17 protein-coding genes and 4 tRNA genes are annotated in these 18,244 nt (G+C 56.3%); 11 read left to right on the forward strand and 10 right to left on the reverse strand.

Annotation, left to right across the window (positions count from 1 at the left end):
• Positions 1 to 12: 12 nt before the first annotated feature.
• The gene (locus ACIQYF_RS12215; RefSeq protein ID WP_402861514.1) at positions 13 to 1,503 is read right to left on the reverse strand and encodes a DUF1631 family protein; all 1,491 of its coding nucleotides are present in this window, start codon (positions 1,501 to 1,503) and stop codon (positions 13 to 15) included.
• Between the two features lie 352 nt (positions 1,504 to 1,855).
• Between ACIQYF_RS12215 and nadC the strand changes: the two genes are divergently transcribed.
• On the forward strand, positions 1,856 to 2,704 hold the full coding sequence (gene nadC / locus ACIQYF_RS12220; RefSeq protein WP_402861517.1) for a carboxylating nicotinate-nucleotide diphosphorylase: 849 nt from the start codon (positions 1,856 to 1,858) through the stop codon (positions 2,702 to 2,704).
• Here nadC and ACIQYF_RS12225 read toward each other — a convergent pair.
• From ACIQYF_RS12225 to ACIQYF_RS12235, 3 genes are all read right to left on the reverse strand, one after another.
• On the reverse strand, positions 2,701 to 3,189 hold the full coding sequence (locus ACIQYF_RS12225; RefSeq protein ID WP_402861520.1) for a methylated-DNA--[protein]-cysteine S-methyltransferase: 489 nt from the start codon (positions 3,187 to 3,189) through the stop codon (positions 2,701 to 2,703). The genes nadC and ACIQYF_RS12225 overlap by 4 nt on opposite strands.
• Entirely contained in the window at positions 3,186 to 4,682 is a 1,497-nt protein-coding gene (locus ACIQYF_RS12230) for an AlkA N-terminal domain-containing protein (protein ID WP_402861523.1), read from the reverse strand. Before ACIQYF_RS12230 ends, ACIQYF_RS12225 begins: the two co-directional genes overlap by 4 nt.
• Positions 4,683 to 4,813: 131 nt before the next feature.
• Positions 4,814 to 5,218: a prepilin-type N-terminal cleavage/methylation domain-containing protein gene (locus ACIQYF_RS12235; RefSeq protein ID WP_402861526.1), complete on the reverse strand. Its 405-nt coding sequence runs from the start codon at positions 5,216 to 5,218 to the stop codon at positions 4,814 to 4,816.
• 221 nt (positions 5,219 to 5,439) lie between these two features.
• On the opposite strand from ACIQYF_RS12235, the gene ACIQYF_RS12240 reads away from it, so the two are divergent.
• The 4 genes from ACIQYF_RS12240 to yacG are packed head-to-tail and all read left to right on the forward strand — an operon-like array spanning position 5,440 to position 8,345.
• Entirely contained in the window at positions 5,440 to 6,657 is a 1,218-nt protein-coding gene (locus ACIQYF_RS12240; RefSeq protein ID WP_402861529.1) for a type II secretion system F family protein, read from the forward strand.
• Between the two features lie 2 nt (positions 6,658 to 6,659).
• A complete protein-coding gene (locus tag ACIQYF_RS12245) occupies positions 6,660 to 7,520 on the forward strand; it encodes a prepilin peptidase (protein WP_402861532.1) in 861 nt (286 codons plus the stop codon).
• 1 nt (position 7,521) lies between these two features.
• Positions 7,522 to 8,145: a dephospho-CoA kinase gene (coaE, locus tag ACIQYF_RS12250; protein WP_402861535.1), complete on the forward strand. Its 624-nt coding sequence runs from the start codon at positions 7,522 to 7,524 to the stop codon at positions 8,143 to 8,145.
• A complete protein-coding gene (gene yacG / locus ACIQYF_RS12255) occupies positions 8,142 to 8,345 on the forward strand; it encodes a DNA gyrase inhibitor YacG (protein ID WP_402861538.1) in 204 nt (67 codons plus the stop codon). Before coaE ends, yacG begins: the two co-directional genes overlap by 4 nt.
• Before the next feature lie 125 nt (positions 8,346 to 8,470).
• On the opposite strand, the gene ACIQYF_RS12260 is transcribed toward yacG, so the two are convergent.
• Positions 8,471 to 8,596, reverse strand: coding sequence for a hypothetical protein (locus ACIQYF_RS12260; RefSeq protein ID WP_402861541.1), 126 nt, complete (start codon positions 8,594 to 8,596; stop codon positions 8,471 to 8,473).
• Positions 8,597 to 8,845: 249 nt separating this feature from the next.
• Between ACIQYF_RS12260 and ACIQYF_RS12265 the strand changes: the two genes are divergently transcribed.
• The 4 genes from ACIQYF_RS12265 to ACIQYF_RS12280 all read left to right on the forward strand — a co-directional run bounded on the left by ACIQYF_RS12265 (position 8,846) and on the right by ACIQYF_RS12280 (position 13,444).
• Positions 8,846 to 10,129, forward strand: a complete 1,284-nt coding sequence (locus tag ACIQYF_RS12265; protein WP_402861544.1) for an OprD family porin — start codon at positions 8,846 to 8,848, stop codon at positions 10,127 to 10,129.
• Positions 10,130 to 10,178: 49 nt separating this feature from the next.
• On the forward strand, positions 10,179 to 11,159 hold the full coding sequence (locus tag ACIQYF_RS12270) for a Bug family tripartite tricarboxylate transporter substrate binding protein (RefSeq protein WP_402861547.1): 981 nt from the start codon (positions 10,179 to 10,181) through the stop codon (positions 11,157 to 11,159).
• 67 nt (positions 11,160 to 11,226) lie between these two features.
• Positions 11,227 to 11,856, forward strand: coding sequence for a DUF1780 domain-containing protein (locus tag ACIQYF_RS12275; RefSeq protein ID WP_402861550.1), 630 nt, complete (start codon positions 11,227 to 11,229; stop codon positions 11,854 to 11,856).
• A gap of 286 nt (positions 11,857 to 12,142) precedes the next feature.
• Complete coding sequence (locus tag ACIQYF_RS12280) at positions 12,143 to 13,444, forward strand: NAD(P)/FAD-dependent oxidoreductase (RefSeq protein ID WP_402861553.1); 1,302 nt, start codon at positions 12,143 to 12,145, stop codon at positions 13,442 to 13,444.
• Between the two features lie 34 nt (positions 13,445 to 13,478).
• Here ACIQYF_RS12280 and ACIQYF_RS12285 read toward each other — a convergent pair whose 3' ends face one another.
• A complete protein-coding gene (locus ACIQYF_RS12285; RefSeq protein ID WP_402861556.1) occupies positions 13,479 to 14,876 on the reverse strand; it encodes a glutamate decarboxylase in 1,398 nt (465 codons plus the stop codon).
• A 173-nt stretch (positions 14,877 to 15,049) separates the two neighbouring features.
• On the opposite strand from ACIQYF_RS12285, the gene glsA reads away from it, so the two are divergent.
• Both glsA and ACIQYF_RS12295 read left to right on the forward strand, forming a co-directional pair.
• Complete coding sequence (gene glsA, locus ACIQYF_RS12290; RefSeq protein WP_402861559.1) at positions 15,050 to 15,994, forward strand: glutaminase A; 945 nt, start codon at positions 15,050 to 15,052, stop codon at positions 15,992 to 15,994.
• 24 nt (positions 15,995 to 16,018) lie between these two features.
• Positions 16,019 to 17,548: an amino acid permease gene (locus tag ACIQYF_RS12295; RefSeq protein ID WP_402861562.1), complete on the forward strand. Its 1,530-nt coding sequence runs from the start codon at positions 16,019 to 16,021 to the stop codon at positions 17,546 to 17,548.
• Positions 17,549 to 17,682: 134 nt separating this feature from the next.
• On the opposite strand, the gene ACIQYF_RS12300 is transcribed toward ACIQYF_RS12295, so the two are convergent.
• From ACIQYF_RS12300 to ACIQYF_RS12315, 4 genes are all read right to left on the reverse strand, one after another.
• Positions 17,683 to 17,759, reverse strand: a tRNA-Pro gene (locus ACIQYF_RS12300).
• Between the two features lie 93 nt (positions 17,760 to 17,852).
• Positions 17,853 to 17,928: transfer RNA gene (locus ACIQYF_RS12305), tRNA-Lys, on the reverse strand.
• A gap of 5 nt (positions 17,929 to 17,933) precedes the next feature.
• Positions 17,934 to 18,010: transfer RNA gene (locus ACIQYF_RS12310), tRNA-Pro, on the reverse strand.
• 9 nt (positions 18,011 to 18,019) lie between these two features.
• Positions 18,020 to 18,095 (reverse strand) — tRNA-Asn (locus tag ACIQYF_RS12315).
• Positions 18,096 to 18,244: the final 149 nt, after the last annotated feature.

Consider the following 18,244-nt stretch of genomic DNA (forward strand, 5'->3'; position numbering starts at 1 on the left):
CGATCAACTGGCTCAATGTGCGTTGTATTGGCCCATGCTGCCGATCACCGACGCCAGGGCACGGTCGAACAGCAAGCGGTCATCAAGCAGCAGAATCGTCCCGCTGCGCAGTTGACCAATCAAGTCAGATCGGCTCTTTTCGACGACTTTAAGCCCATCTCGGTTAACAAAAATATGCCGACCTTCTGGCTCAAAAATCGCAATCAGCTTGCAACGCAGCTTGCATGTCTGGTCTTCCTTGAGTTCGATCCAGGTACCGATACGCAACTGACTGACCAGCAGCAACCCCAAGTGGTCTTGCTCATCCACCAACGCCTGTTGCCCGGCCTGCAGAGCGCGCGCCTTATTCGCGCGCAGTTGCTCGCGGGCTCGGGTGCGATGCTCGAACTGCTCGATACGCCCCCGCTCGGCGTGGGTAAATCGCAAGAAGTCATGCAACAGGTCTTCCAGCCACTCTGGAGTGTTGGTACATGCACAACGCACCAGTTGCTGCACCACCCCCTCAATCTGTTGATAGACCGGGTCGCTGTGAACATCGATGCTGTCGTCCCAGCCAATAGCGGCATCGGCAATAACGTTCAACAAGCAGCGGGCAGGATGGCTGTCGCTACTGAAGAAGTTAGGGTCTAGCTGAGCAATTTTGAGCATCGGCTCTTGCAACTGTGCGATCAGCAACTTCAGCGCAGGCGCAAGGTTATGGTCCCCTCCGATGTAGTCAAATAACTGCCCGACCAGATGGCTCGCGTCTTCGCCCGCCACGCCTGATGCCTGTACACGGGCCGCGGTGTTTGAGTGACAGCACGAGATCATGTTCGACAGGTTGGGCAGCACACCTGTTGCCATTAACAATTGGTTGGCCTCGGCATACAGTTGCGAGGTTTGGCTGAGCAGGTATTTCTCGAACAGTTGCAACATGATCAGTTTGACCTTGAGGTCGACGCCCTGATCACGCTCAATCTGCAAAAAGTACTCACAAAGCATCGCCGGGCCCAGCGGGTTGTTGTGCTCATCAAGGGCCACCCAGCTCAAGGTGTTGAGGCGAGTGCTCAATTGGCAGAGGGCCAGCTGGTCACGTGACAGCACTTGAGCCACCATCGCGTTAATCACTTGATCGCGCTCAAAATCAATGCTCATCAGCGAAAACGTATTCTGGACAGGTGCACAGCCAGGCAGTGAGCGTTCGCTGGAATCGGGTTGGGTCAAGTTGAGAAAGGCGTGAAACAGTCGCTCAAGAAACCCGCGCTCAATGTTTTTACGCTTGAGCCGCACATCACGCATGGCTTCGAAAAACAGGCTTTGCTCGGCGTTGCTCTGGGCCTTGTCGGCCATTTCAAACAACGTTTCATCAGCGTTGTCGAACAATACGTGCAAGTCGCTCTTGAGCTTTTGCGCAGCTTTGTCATGCACCTGCAACAGGATGACAGGCAGGCGGGTGAGCGGCGAGTGTAACGCCAACTCTGTAGAGGCCTTGTGTCCAGCCCCCCCTTTCCCGTCGTTTTGCATCCTGGCCTCCCGTAATGGTTTTCTTCGCTGGTAACTGAGCAACGCGTGACCAAGCAGTCATATCCGGCGTTCACCCACAGCAACTGGCAAGTGTTGTGCACACTCGCCAGCGGTTCGAAATCAGAACATCACTCATGCGTCAAAGCTATGACGCCAAATAGAAGGCGGATTATCTTTTAAAAGATGTCGTTTGTACCAGTCGCACTCTCCATTTCATTGAATGAGTGGACCATTTAATACTGAAAGTGCCAAAAGCCGCACAGTTAGGGCATTTACTGGCACTGCAAGGCGCACCTTGGGTTCGGCGGCGGCATAGACATATAATCGCTGCACTTTGTTTGTGGAGCGCGTTATGCCGAATTTACATCTGGCCGACCTCACTGCCGAAATCGAAGCCAACGTGCGCCGCGCGTTAGCCGAAGACATTGGCAGCGGCGACATCACTGCACGACTGATTCCGGCCGAACGTCTGGCCAAAGCCACAATCATCACTCGCGAGGCTGCCGTGATCAGCGGTACCGCGTGGGTCGATGCAGTCTTCCGCCAGTTGGACCCTCGGGTTGCCGTGCACTGGCAAGTCGTCGATGGTGAGCGCGTGAGCCCCAACCAAATACTGTTTCACCTTGAAGGCCCGGCTCGCTCGCTGCTCAGCGGTGAACGCAGCGCCCTCAACTTCTTGCAAATGTTGTCTGGCGTTGCGACGCACGCACAGTCGCTGGCCGACAAAGTCGCAGACACTCAGGTCAAGTTGCTCGATACCCGCAAAACCCTACCGGGTCTGCGTTTGGCGCAAAAATATGCCGTGACCTGTGGCGGTTGCCATAACCACCGCATTGGTTTGTACGATGCGTTTTTGATCAAGGAAAACCATATCGCGGCCTGCGGCGGTATCGCCCAAGCCATCAGTGCCGCGCACAAGATCGCCCCCGGCAAGCCGGTGGAGGTCGAAGTCGAAAGCCTGAGTGAACTAAAGGAAGCGCTGGATGCGGGCGCAGACATCATCATGCTCGACGAGTTGAGCATGGACGACATGCGCGAAGCGGTGCGTCTCAACGCTGGCAAAGCCAAGCTGGAAGCCAGCGGCGGGATCAACGAATCCACCTTGCGCCCGATTGCCGAAACCGGTGTGGACTACATATCGATTGGCGCCATGACCAAAGATGTCAGAGCGGTGGATTTGTCGATGCGCTTAAGTATCTAGCTAGCGCTGCAAGCTGCCTCCATCGCCAACAGCCATTGCTTGGCTGCCAGGCCGCCTGCAAAACCGGTCAGGGTGCCATTGCTGCCGATCACCCGATGGCACGGGATGATAATCGGGATCGGGTTGCGTCCATTCGCAGCGCCTACCGCACGCGAGGCCTTGGGTCGCTCGATCTGTTGCGATAACTGGCCGTAGCTCGTGGTGACCGCATAGGGAATGGTCGTCAGTGCTTGCCATACCGATCGCTGAAACTCGGTGCCCAACGGCTTGAGCGGCAGGTCAAACGTCTGGCGAACGCCCGCAAAATACTCTTCAAGCTGACGGCGTACAGGCGCCAGCTTTTGCGGCGAATGCTCCCAGCCTTCGAGCGGAGCATGTTTACGACGCTCCAGCTCGAAACGTATTTCGCGCAAGCCTTCATCATCGGCCACCAAAAACAGCGGGCCAATGGGTGATGGCATTTGGTCGTAGTAAATCTGCATCATGTCGACTCCTTGCGTGCAGCCGCCGAGTCGCTGGCTGCACGCCATAAATACATCACGGAATAGGCTCGCCACGGGCGCCAGCTTTGGGCCAGTGTTTGCAGGGCCTTGGTGGTCATTGGCATACCGAGGGGGTTGGCTGCGCGGCGCAGAATCAAATCGGCTGCCGGAAAAGCATCAGGGTGTTTGAGTACGCGCATGGCGATGTAATGCGCAGTCCAGTCACCGATTCCCGGCAACAGCACCCAACGACTGATAAAGGTTTGCAGCGGTTGTTCGAGGGCAAAATCCACACGCCCGTCAAGCAAAGCACGGGCAATGCCTTGAAGGGTGTCGATCCGAGCCTGAGTGATGCCCATTTGCCCCATGTCCGCGCCAGCCAATTGCTCGGGGCCGGGGAACAACCGATTCAAACCCTGGCCTGCAACCGGCTCAATCGCAATGCCATGGCGCTGCACGATGCGACTGGCCAGGGTGCGCGCCGCTGCAACGCTGACTTGCTGACCCAGCACCGCACGCACAGCAACTTCAAAGCCGTCCCAGCCACCCGGAAGACGCAGGCCCGGATAGCGTTCGATGACAGGCGCCAGTAACGGGCTGACACTTAAGGTCTGAGCGATGGCCAGCGGGTCGGCATCCAGATCAAACATCCGCCGAATCCGTGTGACTACGCTGAGCATTTGGCTCGGAGGCACATTTAACAATTCCAGTTGCAGCGCGTGCTGCTCGCCCGGCCACTCGCTGACCCGCAGCCATGCGGGTGCCACCGGGTCGCCAAACACCCGCTGATAGCCATGAGCGTCAACCTGTTCGATACCGGGCAAGGCCCGAGTCTGCAAAAAACCCAGCAGCGCCTTGAAGTCATACGGCGGGCGATACCCCAAACGCAGTACCAGCGCCTTGTTCGCCCGCGCTTTGGGGCTGCGTCTGAAAGCCCGAGGCTCAGCATGATTGGCCTCGGCAAACGCCGAATTGAAACGCCGCAAGCTGCGAAAGCCTGACGCCATTGCCACTTCGGTGATCGACAGGTCTGTTTCGGTCAGCAACTGTTTGGCAAACAGTAAGCGCTGGGTGGCATGCACCGCGATGGGCGGTGCACCCAGGTGCTGGACGAACAAGCGGCGCAACTGCCGGGCACCGATGTGCATGCGCTCGGCCAGTTCCTCAAGTGAATGATCGGCCAGATAACCTTCATTAATAAGCTTCAGCGCCCGCGATACCAAATGCTCACCGTGCAACCACAGCTGATTGCCTGGCGCCAACTCGGGCCGACAACGCAAGCAGGGCCGGAAGCCTTGGGCTTGAGCGGCAGCTGCGCTGGGGTAATACACCACGTTCTCGGCTTTGGGCGGGCGCGCCGGGCATACGGGCCGGCAGTAGATTCGCGTACTGAGAACGGCGGTAAAAAACACCCCGTCAAACCGCGCATCGCGGCTTAAACGGGCGATTTCGCAGGCGGCGGTGCTGGGCGAGAAGAGGCTGTCATGGGTGCTCATGGGGCCGAGAATAGCACCGCACTTTTGCCAGTTCTCGCCATTTTCGGACGTCAATGTCGGCGCAGATGAACCTGTAGCCGCTGCCGCAGGCTGCGATGGGCTGCGGCTACACAATGTTGGCGTCAATACAGTTATTTACAGGCCCCGCTTTCCAGGCAGGTACCGGTTTGCGTCCACACCAGCGTGCTGCCCGAGCCGCCCAACGCCGGGGTCAAGACGCTGGTCCAACCACCCGCTGCCTCGGTGCCGGTCATGCTGATCACACCATCGATCACCGTCATGCCCGCCAGATTGTCGGTAGGCTCGGCCGGGGCCGCAATACCGTGGGTACCGGCATCGCAGACGCTCAAATCATTGCTCTCGCTGTAGCACAGGGCTACCGCCGTTTTGTAGGGGCTACTGAGGGTGTTCAGCTCGGCAAAACGGACCTTCATGGTGTGCTCGTGATACGCCGGGAGTGCGAACGAGGCGATCAAGCCAATGATCGCAACCACGATCATCATTTCGATCAGGGTGAAGCCGTGTTGTTGTTTCACGTGAAGTCTCCAAAAAGTGGGACGTGGCCCAGCGGCCAGACGCCAAAACCATGCTGAGCGGCCAAAAAGTGCGCACAGGCTATCAAGGTTAGCGGGCGGATGCTCCACAACTGCACAGTGGACACCTTTGGAAACCTTCCGGTAAGCAGTTCATGGGGCATGGCATCTACGCTTTGGAGCCCAAAGCACAACAGAGTGCTCGGCTCTTCAAGGACAAAAGCATGGCAACACAGACCTTTAAAACCAGTATTTATCGCTGGGAAGGCACTGACTTCAACGGCGCTCATGTCAGGGGTGAGCTCACCGCCGACAGCCACGCCATGATCCGGGTTCAACTGCGTCGCCAAGGTATTACCGCAGGTAAAATCCAGCGGTGTGATGGCCGCGAGCCACGCCCGGGGAAATCGGTCAAAGCGCTGGAAATCTCACTGTTTACTCGCCAGCTGGCGACCTTGATCAAAGCCGGAATCCCATTGCTACAAGCCCTTGAGGTGATAGCCAATGGCTTCGAGCATCCCGCGATGCGCCAATTGGTGACCGAGCTTAAACAAGACATCAGTGCTGGCATCAACCTGGCGTCGGCACTGCGTAAAAAACCGGCTCACTTCGACGCGCTGTTTTGCAACCTCATCGAAGCCGGCGAACAGGCCGGGGCTCTGGATGTGTTGCTACAACGAGTAGCGACCTACACAGAAAAAACCGAAGTGCTGAAAAAGAAAATCAAAAAGGCCATGACCTACCCCGTGGCCGTATTGCTGGTAGCACTGCTGGTCAGCGCTATTTTGCTGATTGAAGTGGTGCCGCAATTCCAGGGTATTTTCAGCTCATTTGACGCCCAACTGCCGGTGTTCACCTTAGGCGTGATTGCCTTGTCCGAATGGCTGACGCAATACGGCTTGTGGATGTTCGGCGGTGTTTGCCTGATGTTTATCAGCTTTCGACAGCGCTATAAACATTCTCAATCCCTGCGTCATCGCCTCGATCGCTGGCTGCTGAAACTGCCGTTAATCGGCCTGCTGCTGCACTTGTCAGCCATCGCCCGATTTGCCCGCACGTTATCCACAACGATTGCCGCCGGGGTTCCGTTGCTCGACGCCTTGAATGCCGTGGCCGGTGCTACGGGCAATAACGTGTACAGAGAGGCCGTGCAACAGCTCAGGCAACACGTGGCAACCGGTAGCCAGATCCATGTCGCGATGAGCGCCGCCGGGGTGTTTCCGGGCATGGCGATTCAGATGACAGCAATTGGCGAAGAATCCGGCACATTGGACGACATGCTAAATCACGTTGCCACCTATTATGAGAACGAGGTCGACAACCTGGTCGACAACCTGACAACGTTAATGGAACCGGCAATCATGGCCGTTCTGGGCGTCATGGTGGGTGGGCTGGTGATTGCCATGTATTTACCGATATTCAAACTGGGCCAAGTGATTTGAGCATGATTGATTTTTTAACCCTTCAGCCCGGCGCCCTTATCGCCTGCGCCCTGGTGCTTGGCCTGCTGGTGGGCAGCTTTATCAATGTGCTGGCGTGGCGCCTGCCCAGGATGCTCGAACAGGACTGGCAGGCACAGGCCCGTGAACTGCTTGAACTGCCCGCTCCGACCCAGGGCCCTGTGTATAACTTGATGCTGCCCCGCTCCCATTGCCCGCATTGTCAGCATCAATTGCGGCCTTGGGAGAACATTCCGTTACTGAGCTATCTGCTGCTGCGCGGCAAGTGCTCGCACTGCAAAACCGCTATTAGTGCGGGTTACCCCGCCACCGAACTGACGTGCGGGTTGCTGTCGGCGTTTATTGCCTGGGATTTGGGCTTTAGCGCACAGGCGGGCTGGATGCTGGTGCTGACCTGGGGATTGCTCGGCATTTGCCTGATCGACCTTAAACATCAAATCGTGCCCGATGTGTTGGTGCTGCCGTTGCTCTGGCTGGGGTTGCTGCTCAACAGTGTCGATACGTTCACCAGCCTGCCCCAAGCCGTGTGGGGCGCAGCGCTTGGCTATGCCTGCCTGTGGGGCATTTTCTGGCTGTTCAAACTGTTCACCGGCAAGGACGGCATGGGCTACGGCGACTTCAAGCTGCTGGCCATGCTCGGGGCATGGGGCGGCGTCGCGATTTTGCCGTTGACCGTCGTCCTCTCATCACTGCTGGGCGCCCTTGTGGGGTTGAGCCTCTTGGGCTTGCGCCGGGCGCAGACCTCAACGCCCATCCCCTTTGCACCCTATCTGGCAATTGCTGGCTGGATTGCATTGCTCTGGGGTGGTCAAATAACCGACTTCTATTGGCAGCTTTCGGTTTGAAATGAATACCTCATCTTCCAAACCCTGGATTCTCGGCCTGACCGGCGGTATCGGCAGCGGCAAAAGTGCCGCTGCCGAGCACTTTGCCACCTTGGGTGTTCACGTAGTGGACGCCGATCATGCAGCGCGCTGGGTAGTTGAACCGGGGCGCCCGGCGCTGGCCAAAATCGCGCAACACTTCGGCGATGGCGTGCTCCAGGCCGACGGGCAACTTGATCGTGGCGCGTTGCGTAGCCTGATCTTCAGTGACCCGCAACAGCGCCGCTGGCTTGAAGCGTTGCTGCACCCGCTGATCCGCGAGGAGATCGCTCACAATCTGGCTCAGGCTCAATCGCCCTACGCCATTTTGGTATCACCATTGCTGATCGAGTCCGGCCAATACGCGACAACCCGGCGAGTGCTGGTAATCGATGCGCCGCAAGCCTTGCAAGTGCAGCGAACACTGCTGCGTGACAACACCAGTGAAGCGCAAGTGCAGGCTATCCTCAACGCCCAGGCCAGCCGAGAAGAACGTCTGCGCCATGCTGATGACGTGCTGGTAAACGACACCGACTTAAAGACGCTTAAAACCGAAGTTGAGCGTCTGCATCACTTTTATTTAACGTTGTGCGGAGGCCAACCATGAGCAAACCGATGATCGTAGACTGCCCCACCTGTGGCGACGCAGTGGAATGGAGTGCAACCAGCACGTTCCGGCCTTTCTGCTCGGACCGTTGCAAGCTGATTGACTTGGGCGCCTGGGCCAGCGAAGAACACAAAATTCCGGTCAGCCCGGACGCTGAAGATGATTTGTTTTCAGGCGAGTTGCCAGACACTCGGCATTAACCACAACCTCCTGTAGCCGCTGCCGCAGGCTGCGATTGAGCCCGCTAAGGTCGGGCTTTTTCAAAAGCCAAGGCCTTCGCCCCTGATCGCAGCCTTTGGCAACGGCTACCCTGTACACAAAGGGGTTATGCGGCTGTGCCCGTTCGACCATACGTGCACAGCATTCGCCAGATGGTCCACAGTACCGCAGGCACATACAGCAGCCAGCCAATCAGCAACGTGTGCGCCGATAACACCTGGGCGCCGATCATATGCCAACCCTCCTTGTCACCCGTTTGGGACCGCGTGGCTGCTCAGGCAAACACCCAGAAAGCTTAACGCCTGAAAGTATCAGCCCAGATGAAGCCGTATCGATAATGAAACATATTGAAAGGTTATCGAAAGGTCAGGGTCTTAGCATCGCCTAAGGGCCGATGTGGTGAACCACACACCCTGCAGCACCACCGAAAAACACCTCGCTGTGTTTTCGGCAATTATAAGAACAATATTGGATCCCTAAGATGCCACTCATGCTCCCTCAGGCCATTGCGCCTGCCCGTACCCTGCGCCTGAAATCCACAGCGCTTGCCAGTGCACTCGTTGGATTCACCCCTTGTGGCTACGCCGCTTTCTTCGAAGACAGCAGCGCAACCCTCGAAACGCGCAACATGTATTTCAACCGCGATTTTCGCGATGGCACCAGCGCGCAGCAGTCGCGACGAGACGAGTGGGCGCAAGGTTTCATGCTCAACGTTGAGTCGGGCTATACCGACGGTGTCGTCGGATTTGGCGTCGATGCCTTGGGCATGCTCGGGGTGAAGCTTGACTCTAGCCCGGACCGCACGGGTACGGGCCTTTTACCGACAGGTCATGACGGTCGCGCAGTGAACGAGTATTCAAAACTGGGTGTAAGCGCCAAGGTAAAGGTCTCTGCGACCGAGTTAAAAGTCGGCACATTGATCCCGCAATTGCCCACTCTCAAACCCAACGACGGACGCATCCTGCCGCAAACGTTTGAGGGTGGCCTGCTGACATCAACGGAGGTCAAGGACCTGACGCTCACCGGCGCACGCCTGGACAAGGTCAAGGATCGCGATTCTACCCACTGGGAAGACATCGCCCTGAACAACAAGAACAGTCGCTTTCTCGGTAACGCAGCTGGCAAGCATTTCGACACAGCGGGCCTGAGCTACACACTCGGCGCAAAAACCCTCGCCAGCTACTACTTTGCCCAACTCGACGACGTTTACCGCCAGCATTTTGTGGGGTTGACCTCGGCGCAAAAACTGGGCCCAGGCACGTTCACCAGTGATCTGCGAGCCGCCTTCAGTGATGATCAAGGCCAGGCACGCGGCGGAAAAATCGATAACACCTCGCTCAACGGCATGATTGGTTTTGGCCTCAATGGCCATAAGCTCAGCGCGGCTTACCAGCACATGTCCGGTGACACGGCATTCCCTTATGTCGATGGCAGCGACCCTTATCTGGTCAACTTCGTGCAGATCAATGACTTTGCGGGCGCTCAGGAACGATCGTGGCAAGCACGCTACGACTACGATTTCGCCGCGCAGGGCATTCCTGGACTGAGCTTCATGAGCCGTTATGTAAGTGGCGACCATGTGAAGCTAAAAAATGGCAGCACCGGCAAAGAGTGGGAGCGCAACAGTGAAATCAAGTACGTGGTTCAGAGCGGAGCGTTGAAAAACGTTGCGCTAAGACTGCGTAATGCCACGTATCGCTCAGACTTTGCCCGTGATGCCGATGAAGTCAGGTTGCTGGTGAGTTACACGCTTCGCATCTGGTGATGATGAAAAGCGGTGTGCCTGAAAAACATAATGCTTAAGAGAGACCGCCATGTTTTTGTCCCCACATCGTTTCGCTCAAGCGGCCATTGGTATGTTGATGGCAACACCCGTGTTCGCCGCCGCCCCTTCTCATCCGGAATGCATTGTTCCGGGCGCTCCTGGGGGTGGCGGCGACTTGACGTGCCAGTTGGTCAAGAGTGCTCTAGCTGACAGTCAGGTGTTGAGCGAACCGATGCGGGTGACCTACCTGCCCGGCGGGGTCGGAGCAGTCACCTACAACACGATCGTTGCGCAGCGCAATGCCGAGCCCGGCACGCTGGTCGCCTGGTCAAGCGGCTCTTTATTGAGCCTCGCGCAAGGCAAGTTTGGACGCTTTGATGAAAGCGCGGTGCGCTGGGTCGCGGCGGTGGGCAAAAGTTATGGCGCAATTGCGGTCAAAAGCGACTCGCCGTACAAAAACCTCGATGACCTGGTCAACGCACTGAAAAAGAACCCGCGCCAAGTCTTGTTTGGCACCAGTGGCACCGCTGGCAGCCACGACTGGTTACAGGCAGCATTAATTGCCAAGGCCGCCGGCATCCAGATACAAGACTTGCGCAACATCGCTTTGGAAGGCGGTGGTGAAATCGCCACCGCCTTGCTCGGTGAGTACATTCAGGTCAGCAGCACCGACGTTTTCGAATCCATGCCCTATGTGCTCAATGGTCAAATGCGCCTGCTCGCAGTGTTCTCTGAAAACCGGCTGAACGCCCCCGAAATGAAAGACATCCCTACCGCCAGAGAACAGGGCTACGACATCGTCTGCCCGGTGGTCCGGGGTTTCTACCTTGGCCCCGGCGTGAGCGAAGAAGATTACATCTGGTGGAAAGAGACGTTCGATAAGCAACTGGCTTCGCCAGCCTTCACCACCCTTCGAGCCGAACGCAAGTTGCTGCCTTTTGCCCTCACCGGCGAAGCCTTGGATACGTATGTGAAGCAAAATGTGGCGAATTACAAACGGCTGATAAAGGATCTCAACCGCCCCAACTGATTCAACTCGACCTTGAAATCAGCGAATTGAAGTCGCGCGAGCGCTGACGCACGCCTAAGCTGCGTACATGGATGACTCTGATTACCTGCGCCTGCTCACGATACAGGCCGAACAAGCCAATGCCTTTCTATCCAATGCCCGCAAATGGGAGCGGGAACGTTGGGTATGCCAGCGCCTGCTTCAGGGTTTAAACATCCCATATCACACCGAAGACTTCATGCAGGCCAGTCAGGAGCCGCCCGACGTATTGTTTGGCGATGCGCGCTTTGAAGTTTTTTTTGTGCTGGATGAAGGACGGCGCCTGAATGATGAGTGGCGAGAAGAACTCCAGCGCCGTCGCAGCGCCTATTCGCTGAGCCAACTGGTGCGCCGCGAAGCACGGCCCAAACGGATTCCGGCCAGCAAACTGCTGCAACGCCTGGGCCCCACGCTACATAAGAAGACCAAGAACTACCAAGAGCGCGACATCGATTTGGGGCAACTGGACATCATTGCTTTTTCCAGCCTTAAACGTGAAGTGCTGGACCTGAACAGCCATTTCCCACCGCCAACCGAATATTTACGTCAAGGCTGGCGCTCGTTGTCACTGGTGGGGCCGACTTTTGCCCGCGTCTTGTTTGCACAGCCAGATGCGCCGGACTTTCTGCGCAACAACCTGGGCCGCAGCATTATTTTCGATGTGGGCATCAGCCTGTGAAGCCAGAGGGGTTAATTGAAAACGACCTCGTTCGTCTACCCGACAAACTGCGCGTCGAAGCTTTGGGCCTCAAGCGTTATTCTGGCTTTGATTCCGATGGATCTAATGCTGTAGCTTTCACTCATCCTGCTACGTCTATCTGACGAGGCAACAATTCTATGCCCTGCCACCTGAAACCAGATGATGAGCAGCATGCCAATTTCTAAGTTATCCGACGCTTTGAGCTGCCTTGCGCTCGCTCGGGTAACTCATGCACTGATTTTTTTAAGCCTTGTGAGTGATACCTATGACCCATCGTATTGTGATCGTCGGCGGCGGCGCTGGCGGTTTGGAGTTGGCGACCCGCCTGGGCAAAACCCTGGGCAAACGCGCTAAAGCCAGCGTCACGCTGGTCGACGCCAACTTGACCCACATCTGGAAACCGCTGTTGCATGAAGTCGCAGCCGGCTCGCTGAACTCGTCGGAAGACGAGCTCAATTATGTCGCTCAGGCCAAATGGAATCACTTCGAATTCCAGCTGGGGCGCATGAGCGGATTGGACCGTGAGCTGAAAAAGATCTCACTGTCGGCAACCCTCGACGAAAATGGGCAAGAGCTGGTGCCTGCGCGCGAGCTGAGCTACGACACGCTAGTCATTGCGGTGGGCAGTACGACCAATGATTTCGGCACCAAGGGCGCGGCTGAGCATTGCCTGTTTCTGGACACCCGCAAACAGGCTGAGCGTTTTCATCAACAATTGCTCAACCACTACCTGCGTGCGCATGCTGGGCAAACCGATGCAGTCGAGACCATTAGCGTGGCAATCGTGGGGGCCGGTGCGACCGGTGTCGAGCTGGCCGCCGAATTGCACAACGCCGCTCACGAACTCGCCGCTTACGGCCTTGACCGCATCAAGCCTGAAAATATGCACATCACGCTGATCGAAGCGGGGCCTAGGGTGCTGCCTGCCTTGCCTGAGCGTATTGGCGGGCCTGTGCATAAAACCCTGGAGAAGCTTGGGGTGACGGTGCTGACCAACTCCGCAGTCAGTGAAGTCACGGCCGACAGCTTGATCACCGCCGACGGCAAAGTGATCCCGGCCAGCTTGAAAGTATGGGCCGCCGGGATACGTGCGCCGGGGTTCCTTAAGGATCTGGCAGGGCTGGAAACCAACCGCATCAACCAATTGGTGGTACGCCCTAGCCTGCAAAGCACCCGCGACGAAAACATTTTTGCCTTTGGCGATTGCGCAGCATGCCCGCAACCTGGCACAGACAAAATGGTTCCCCCTCGTGCACAAGCAGCTCACCAACAAGCTTCGTTACTGGCCAAATCGCTTAAATTGCGACTTGAAGGCCAATCGCAGTTACCTGACTACCACTACCGCGATTACGGCTCGCTGATTTCGCTGTCGAGCTTTTCGGCTGTGGGTAACTTGATGGGCAGTCTGATGGGCACCGTCATGCTGGAAGGGTGGTTGGCGCGGATGTTCTACATTTCGCTGTACCGCATGCACCAGATGGCGCTGTACGGAACATTCCGCACGCTGATGCTGATGCTCGGCAGCAGGATCGGACGCGGCACCGAGCCGCGTCTGAAACTGCACTAACCCCTGGGCGCACCTTGTAGCAGTTGGCGCAAGCTTAACGCCCGGCGTGATTCCCCGCCTCAGCCTCGCGGCCTTTGAAGCCGTGGGGCTGATGTTCTTCGAGGAATTTGATGTCCCGCGCGAAATCTTCAAGCAGCAACTTCGCCATGTCGATCGACATGCCCTGCTTCACCAAAATCCGCTGAACCACTACGTTTTCAACATTCGCAGGCAGGCTATAGGCCGGTACCAGCCAGCCGCGGATACGCAGACGATCAGCCAGGTCATAGAGCGAGTAATTGGTTTTCGCATCTGGTTTCAAACGCCAGGTCAGCGCCGGAATGCCCAATTGCGGATCACCATTGAAGAGCATTTCAAACGGGCCGATCTTGACCAGTTCACGCGCTAAGAACTGCGCAGTTTCGTAGCACTGCGAGTGAATACGCTCATATCCCTCACGCCCCAGACGCAAAAAGTTGTAGTACTGGGAAATAATCTGCCCCGCCGGACGCGAAAAGTTCAGGGCGAAAGTTGGCATATCGCCGCCCAGGTAGTTCACGTGGAAAATCAGTCCTTCTGGCAGTTCTTTCGCATCACGCCATATCACCCAGCCAGCACCCAAGGGTGCCAAGCCGAATTTGTGACCGGACGTGCTGATGGATTTGACCCGATCAACACGGAAGTCCCACAGCACATCGGGCGCGCAAAAAGGCGCCAGAAATGCACCGCTTGCACCGTCGACATGAATATCCACGCTCAGGCCCGTGCGTTTTTCCAGCTCATCGAGTGCGTCTGACAGCGGTTTTACGGTTTCATACAAACCAGTGAAGGTTTGGCCAAAGGTCGGCACCACCACGATGGTGTTCTCATCGACCCGGCCGTCGAGGTCTTCCGGGGTCATGAACCAATGCCCTTGCGACATCGGCACTTCACGAATTTCGACATCCCAATAGCGGGCGAATTTATGCCAGCACACCTGCACGGGACCACACACCATGTTTGGGGTTGATGTCGATTTGCCGGCGGCTTTTCGCACGGCACGCCAGCGCCAGAGCGCTGCCAAGCCACCCAGCATGCACGCTTCGCTGGACCCCACCGTGGACGTGCCCAATGTGCTCGCCGCATCCGGGGAATGCCACAAGTCCGCCAGCATATGCACGCAACGATTTTCCAGCTCTGCTGATTGTGGGTACTCATCTTTGTCGATCATGTTCTTGTCGATCGACAGGTCCATCAGCTTGTGAACCTCGTCTTCCGCCCAAGTCTGGCAGAAGGTGGCGAGGTTCTGGCGCGAGTTGCCGTCCAGATACAGTTCGTCGTGAACCAACTGGTAAACCTCACGTGCCGACTGCTCGGCCTGGGGGAATAACTTGGTCGCTGCGGCGTGATCCAGGGCGGATGAACCAAAGACCGGGTCGGTTGCGCCGTGACGCTTAATGCGATGCAGTGCCATGAGAGCTCTCCTTGAGTAATGAACAACACAGCCAAGCCGACCGCCTCCTGCTGGCTCGACTTCAACCCAGCGAGCATAGACAACCCGTTGAGGTTTGCTGTGCGATTTTCGTTCAGCGTTATTTTTACGATCTATAGTCTCCATTCCTACACAGCACTCATGGAGCGAGCGTAATGAAGCGAAAACCCACGACTGTCGATGACAGTGTGAAACAGGCGCTGGACGAAGCACTGCAACGTTTCGCCAACAATCAGCACGGCAAAAACGCCAGCTACATCCCCTATTTGGCCTCGGTGCCTTCCCATTTATTCGGCATTAGCATCATGTTTTGCGATGGCACCCATGCCGAGGTGGGAGACACCGACTACGCCTTTGCCATCGAGTCGATTTCCAAAGTTTTTACCCTGGCCCATGTGCTCGATGAAATCGGCCCGCAGGTGCTGCGCAGCAAGATTGGTTGCGACCCAACCGGGGAACCCTTCAATTCAGTGGTCGCCCTGGAATTGCACAAGGGTCGACCGCTCAATCCGTTTGTAAACGCTGGGGCAATGGCCACCGTGAGCCTGCTGGCAGCCGAGAACGCGCAAACACGCTGGGAACAAATCCAATCGACTTATAACGCTTTTGCCGGGCGCGAATTGGGCGTTAACGAAGAGGTGTACAAGTCCGAAGCGTCCAGTAATCAACACAACCGCGGCATTGCCTGGTTGTTGCAGAGCTATGGCTACATGTACGCCGACCCCATGGAGGTGTGCGCCGTTTACACGCGCCAATGCTCGGTGTCGATTACCTGCCAAGACTTAGTGACCATGGGGGTGACGCTGGCCAACGGCGGCGTAAACCCTGTCACCGGAAAACGCGTGGTACAGGCTAAAAACGTGGCACCTATTTTGGCCGAAATGACATTAAACGGACTTTATGACACCACAGGTGACTGGTATTACAAAGTCGGCTTGCCCGGCAAAAGCGGGGTCGGTGGCGGTATTCTCGCCGTCGTCCCAGGCGTGTGCGCCATCGCCGCCTTCGCTCCGCCACTGGATGTGGCAGGTAATAGTGTTCGTGGCCAATTAGCCGCCGAACACCTCAGCCGCACGCTCAATTTGAGCCTGCTGCACTAATCAGGAAGATTAAGGGAGGCGCTTATGGCTACCACCAGCAAAGCTAAAACTTACATGTCATGGCTCACTATCTGTTTCATGATGGTTGCCGCTGTGGCCAGTATTCGTTCACTGCCGACCATGGCTGTTTATGGCCTGGGTTCGATTTTTTTGTATGTGATCCCGGCACTGTTGTTTTTCATTCCGGTTTCGCTGGTTGCCTCTGAACTGGGCACAGGCTGGAACGGTGGGATCTATGGCTGGGTAAGGCAAGCCTACGGAGATCGCCCCGGCTTTTTCATCATGTGGTTCATGTGGGTACAAGTCGTGGTGTGGTACCCCATTGTTCTAGGGTTTGCGGCGAGCACCATGGCGTATCTGATCAACCCTGAACTGGCCAAAAGCGGTGTCTTTACGGCAGCAGTGATCATCGTCCTGTATTGGCTATCAACGTTTGTCGCGCTTAACGGACTCAGTGCACTGTCAAAACTGACGTCATGGTTCATGCTGCTAGGGACCGCATTACCGGCTGCGCTGCTGGTACTGCTGGGTGTGGCCTGGCTAGTATTGGGGCACAAATCCGCCGCGCCATTGACTCTGGATGCCTTGATTCCGGCTATTTTCGATACCCACTCCACCGTTAAAGCGGGCCCGCATAACCTGCACTCGGACATGTGGCGGGAATTTACCGGGGTCATTACCGGCCTGGTGTTGATTGTGAGTAACTTTCTGGCGTTTGCCGGTATCGAAATGAACGCCATTCACGCCCGCGAATTGCGCAACCCGCAAAAAGAAATGCCGCGCGCGATTCTCTTGGCCTTTTTCATGATTCTGCTGGTGTTTATTCCACCAACCGTGGCGATTTCGCTGGTGGTACCGGCGGACTCGACCAGCCTCACCGCAGGGGTCATTCAGGCGTATGCGGCCTTCTTTGAAGGTTTCAATATGCCGTGGGCAACGTCGATCATGGCTATTTTGTTAATCATCGGCGCTCTGGGTGGAGTGCTGGCCTGGACGGCAGGGCCATCTACAGGCCTGTTATTTGTCGGCAAGGCCGGGATGCTTCCACCGGTGCTGCAAGAAGTGAACAGCAAAGGCGTGCAGAAAAACATTCTGTATTTGCAGGCCATTATCGTCACCTTGCTCTCGACGATTTACATCTTCATCGACAACGTCTCGGATGCTTTCTGGATGATCAGCGCGATGGCTGCGCTGATGTACCTGATCATTTACGTCTTTATGTTCCTGGCCGCCATGAAGCTGCGTAAAACCCAGCCCGACGTAAAACGCGGCTATGTACTCAAAGGCCTGCATGGATGGTGTTTCTTGGGGCTGTTCTCGACCTGCGTGGCGCTGATCTTTGGTTTTATCCCGCCAAACAACTTCAGCAGCATGCCTTTTTTTGAATATGCGGGGACTTTGCTGCTCGGACTGGTGATTGCGGGCGTACCGCCTTTCATCTTCTATGCAGTGCGCAAACCATCATGGCAGATGGTGCCTAAAGCGCAGGCCGATCAATATTCAGCAGCGTTGCAGGATCTACAGGACGCAGACGCCAAGGCAGCGAAGGCTTGATGGGTATGTAGTCGCGGTGAGTGAGGTTTTCAACAGGCATAAAAAAAGCGTCCCGAAGGACGCTTTTTTTAATGGCCTCTGATGCAATTGTCATCAGTGCCTAATTTTCACACCCATTACTGCTGGGCAGAAAATGGTCGGGGTAAGGGGATTCGAACTCCTGACATCCTGCTCCCAAAGCAGGCGCGCTACCGGACTGCGCTATACCCCGGTAAAAAAAAGACACCTTCAAGAGGCGCCTTCTGCGATCAGCGCTTTTGGCCTCTGATCTTAAGATCTAACCCCAGCGAACTGGAGCCAAAAATGGTGGGTCGTGTGGGATTCGAACCTACGACCAATTGGTTAAAAGCCAACTGCTCTACCAACTGAGCTAACGACCCAAAAATGGTCGGGGTAAGGGGATTCGAACTCCTGACATCCTGCTCCCAAAGCAGGCGCGCTACCGGACTGCGCTATACCCCGGCTTGAAAATGGCTCCACGACCTGGACTCGAACCAGGGACCCAATGATTAACAGTCATTTGCTCTACCAACTGAGCTATCGCGGAACTACATATTTCAATCTGAAACAATGTTGCTTTACATCTTTGCAATACTCTTTGACTTCATCGCATCGCTGCGTTGGCGTCTCTGAGGCGGGCCATTTTACAACCTTTCAAACCCTTGTCAACCCTTATTTTTCGTTAGAAGACAATGA

Source organism: Pseudomonas sp. NPDC096917, from assembly GCF_044762555.1.
GTDB lineage: Bacteria > Pseudomonadota > Gammaproteobacteria > Pseudomonadales > Pseudomonadaceae > Aquipseudomonas.

Excerpts from the sequence above, each read along its gene's own strand:
- ACIQYF_RS12215 (WP_402861514.1), bottom strand. The coding sequence starts at position 1,503 with ATGCAAAACGACGGGAAAGGGGGGGCTGGACACAAGGCCTCTACAGAG.
- nadC (WP_402861517.1), top strand. The coding sequence starts at position 1,856 with ATGCCGAATTTACATCTGGCCGACCTCACTGCCGAAATCGAAGCCAAC.
- ACIQYF_RS12225 (WP_402861520.1), bottom strand. The coding sequence starts at position 3,189 with ATGATGCAGATTTACTACGACCAAATGCCATCACCCATTGGCCCGCTG.
- ACIQYF_RS12230 (WP_402861523.1), bottom strand. The coding sequence starts at position 4,682 with ATGAGCACCCATGACAGCCTCTTCTCGCCCAGCACCGCCGCCTGCGAA.
- ACIQYF_RS12240 (WP_402861529.1), top strand. The coding sequence starts at position 5,440 with ATGGCAACACAGACCTTTAAAACCAGTATTTATCGCTGGGAAGGCACT.
- ACIQYF_RS12245 (WP_402861532.1), top strand. The coding sequence starts at position 6,660 with ATGATTGATTTTTTAACCCTTCAGCCCGGCGCCCTTATCGCCTGCGCC.
- coaE (WP_402861535.1), top strand. The coding sequence starts at position 7,522 with ATGAATACCTCATCTTCCAAACCCTGGATTCTCGGCCTGACCGGCGGT.
- yacG (WP_402861538.1), top strand. The coding sequence starts at position 8,142 with ATGAGCAAACCGATGATCGTAGACTGCCCCACCTGTGGCGACGCAGTG.
- ACIQYF_RS12260 (WP_402861541.1), bottom strand. The coding sequence starts at position 8,596 with ATGATCGGCGCCCAGGTGTTATCGGCGCACACGTTGCTGATTGGCTGG.
- ACIQYF_RS12265 (WP_402861544.1), top strand. The coding sequence starts at position 8,846 with ATGCCACTCATGCTCCCTCAGGCCATTGCGCCTGCCCGTACCCTGCGC.
- ACIQYF_RS12270 (WP_402861547.1), top strand. The coding sequence starts at position 10,179 with ATGTTTTTGTCCCCACATCGTTTCGCTCAAGCGGCCATTGGTATGTTG.
- ACIQYF_RS12275 (WP_402861550.1), top strand. The coding sequence starts at position 11,227 with ATGGATGACTCTGATTACCTGCGCCTGCTCACGATACAGGCCGAACAA.
- ACIQYF_RS12280 (WP_402861553.1), top strand. The coding sequence starts at position 12,143 with ATGACCCATCGTATTGTGATCGTCGGCGGCGGCGCTGGCGGTTTGGAG.
- ACIQYF_RS12285 (WP_402861556.1), bottom strand. The coding sequence starts at position 14,876 with ATGGCACTGCATCGCATTAAGCGTCACGGCGCAACCGACCCGGTCTTT.
- glsA (WP_402861559.1), top strand. The coding sequence starts at position 15,050 with ATGAAGCGAAAACCCACGACTGTCGATGACAGTGTGAAACAGGCGCTG.
- ACIQYF_RS12295 (WP_402861562.1), top strand. The coding sequence starts at position 16,019 with ATGGCTACCACCAGCAAAGCTAAAACTTACATGTCATGGCTCACTATC.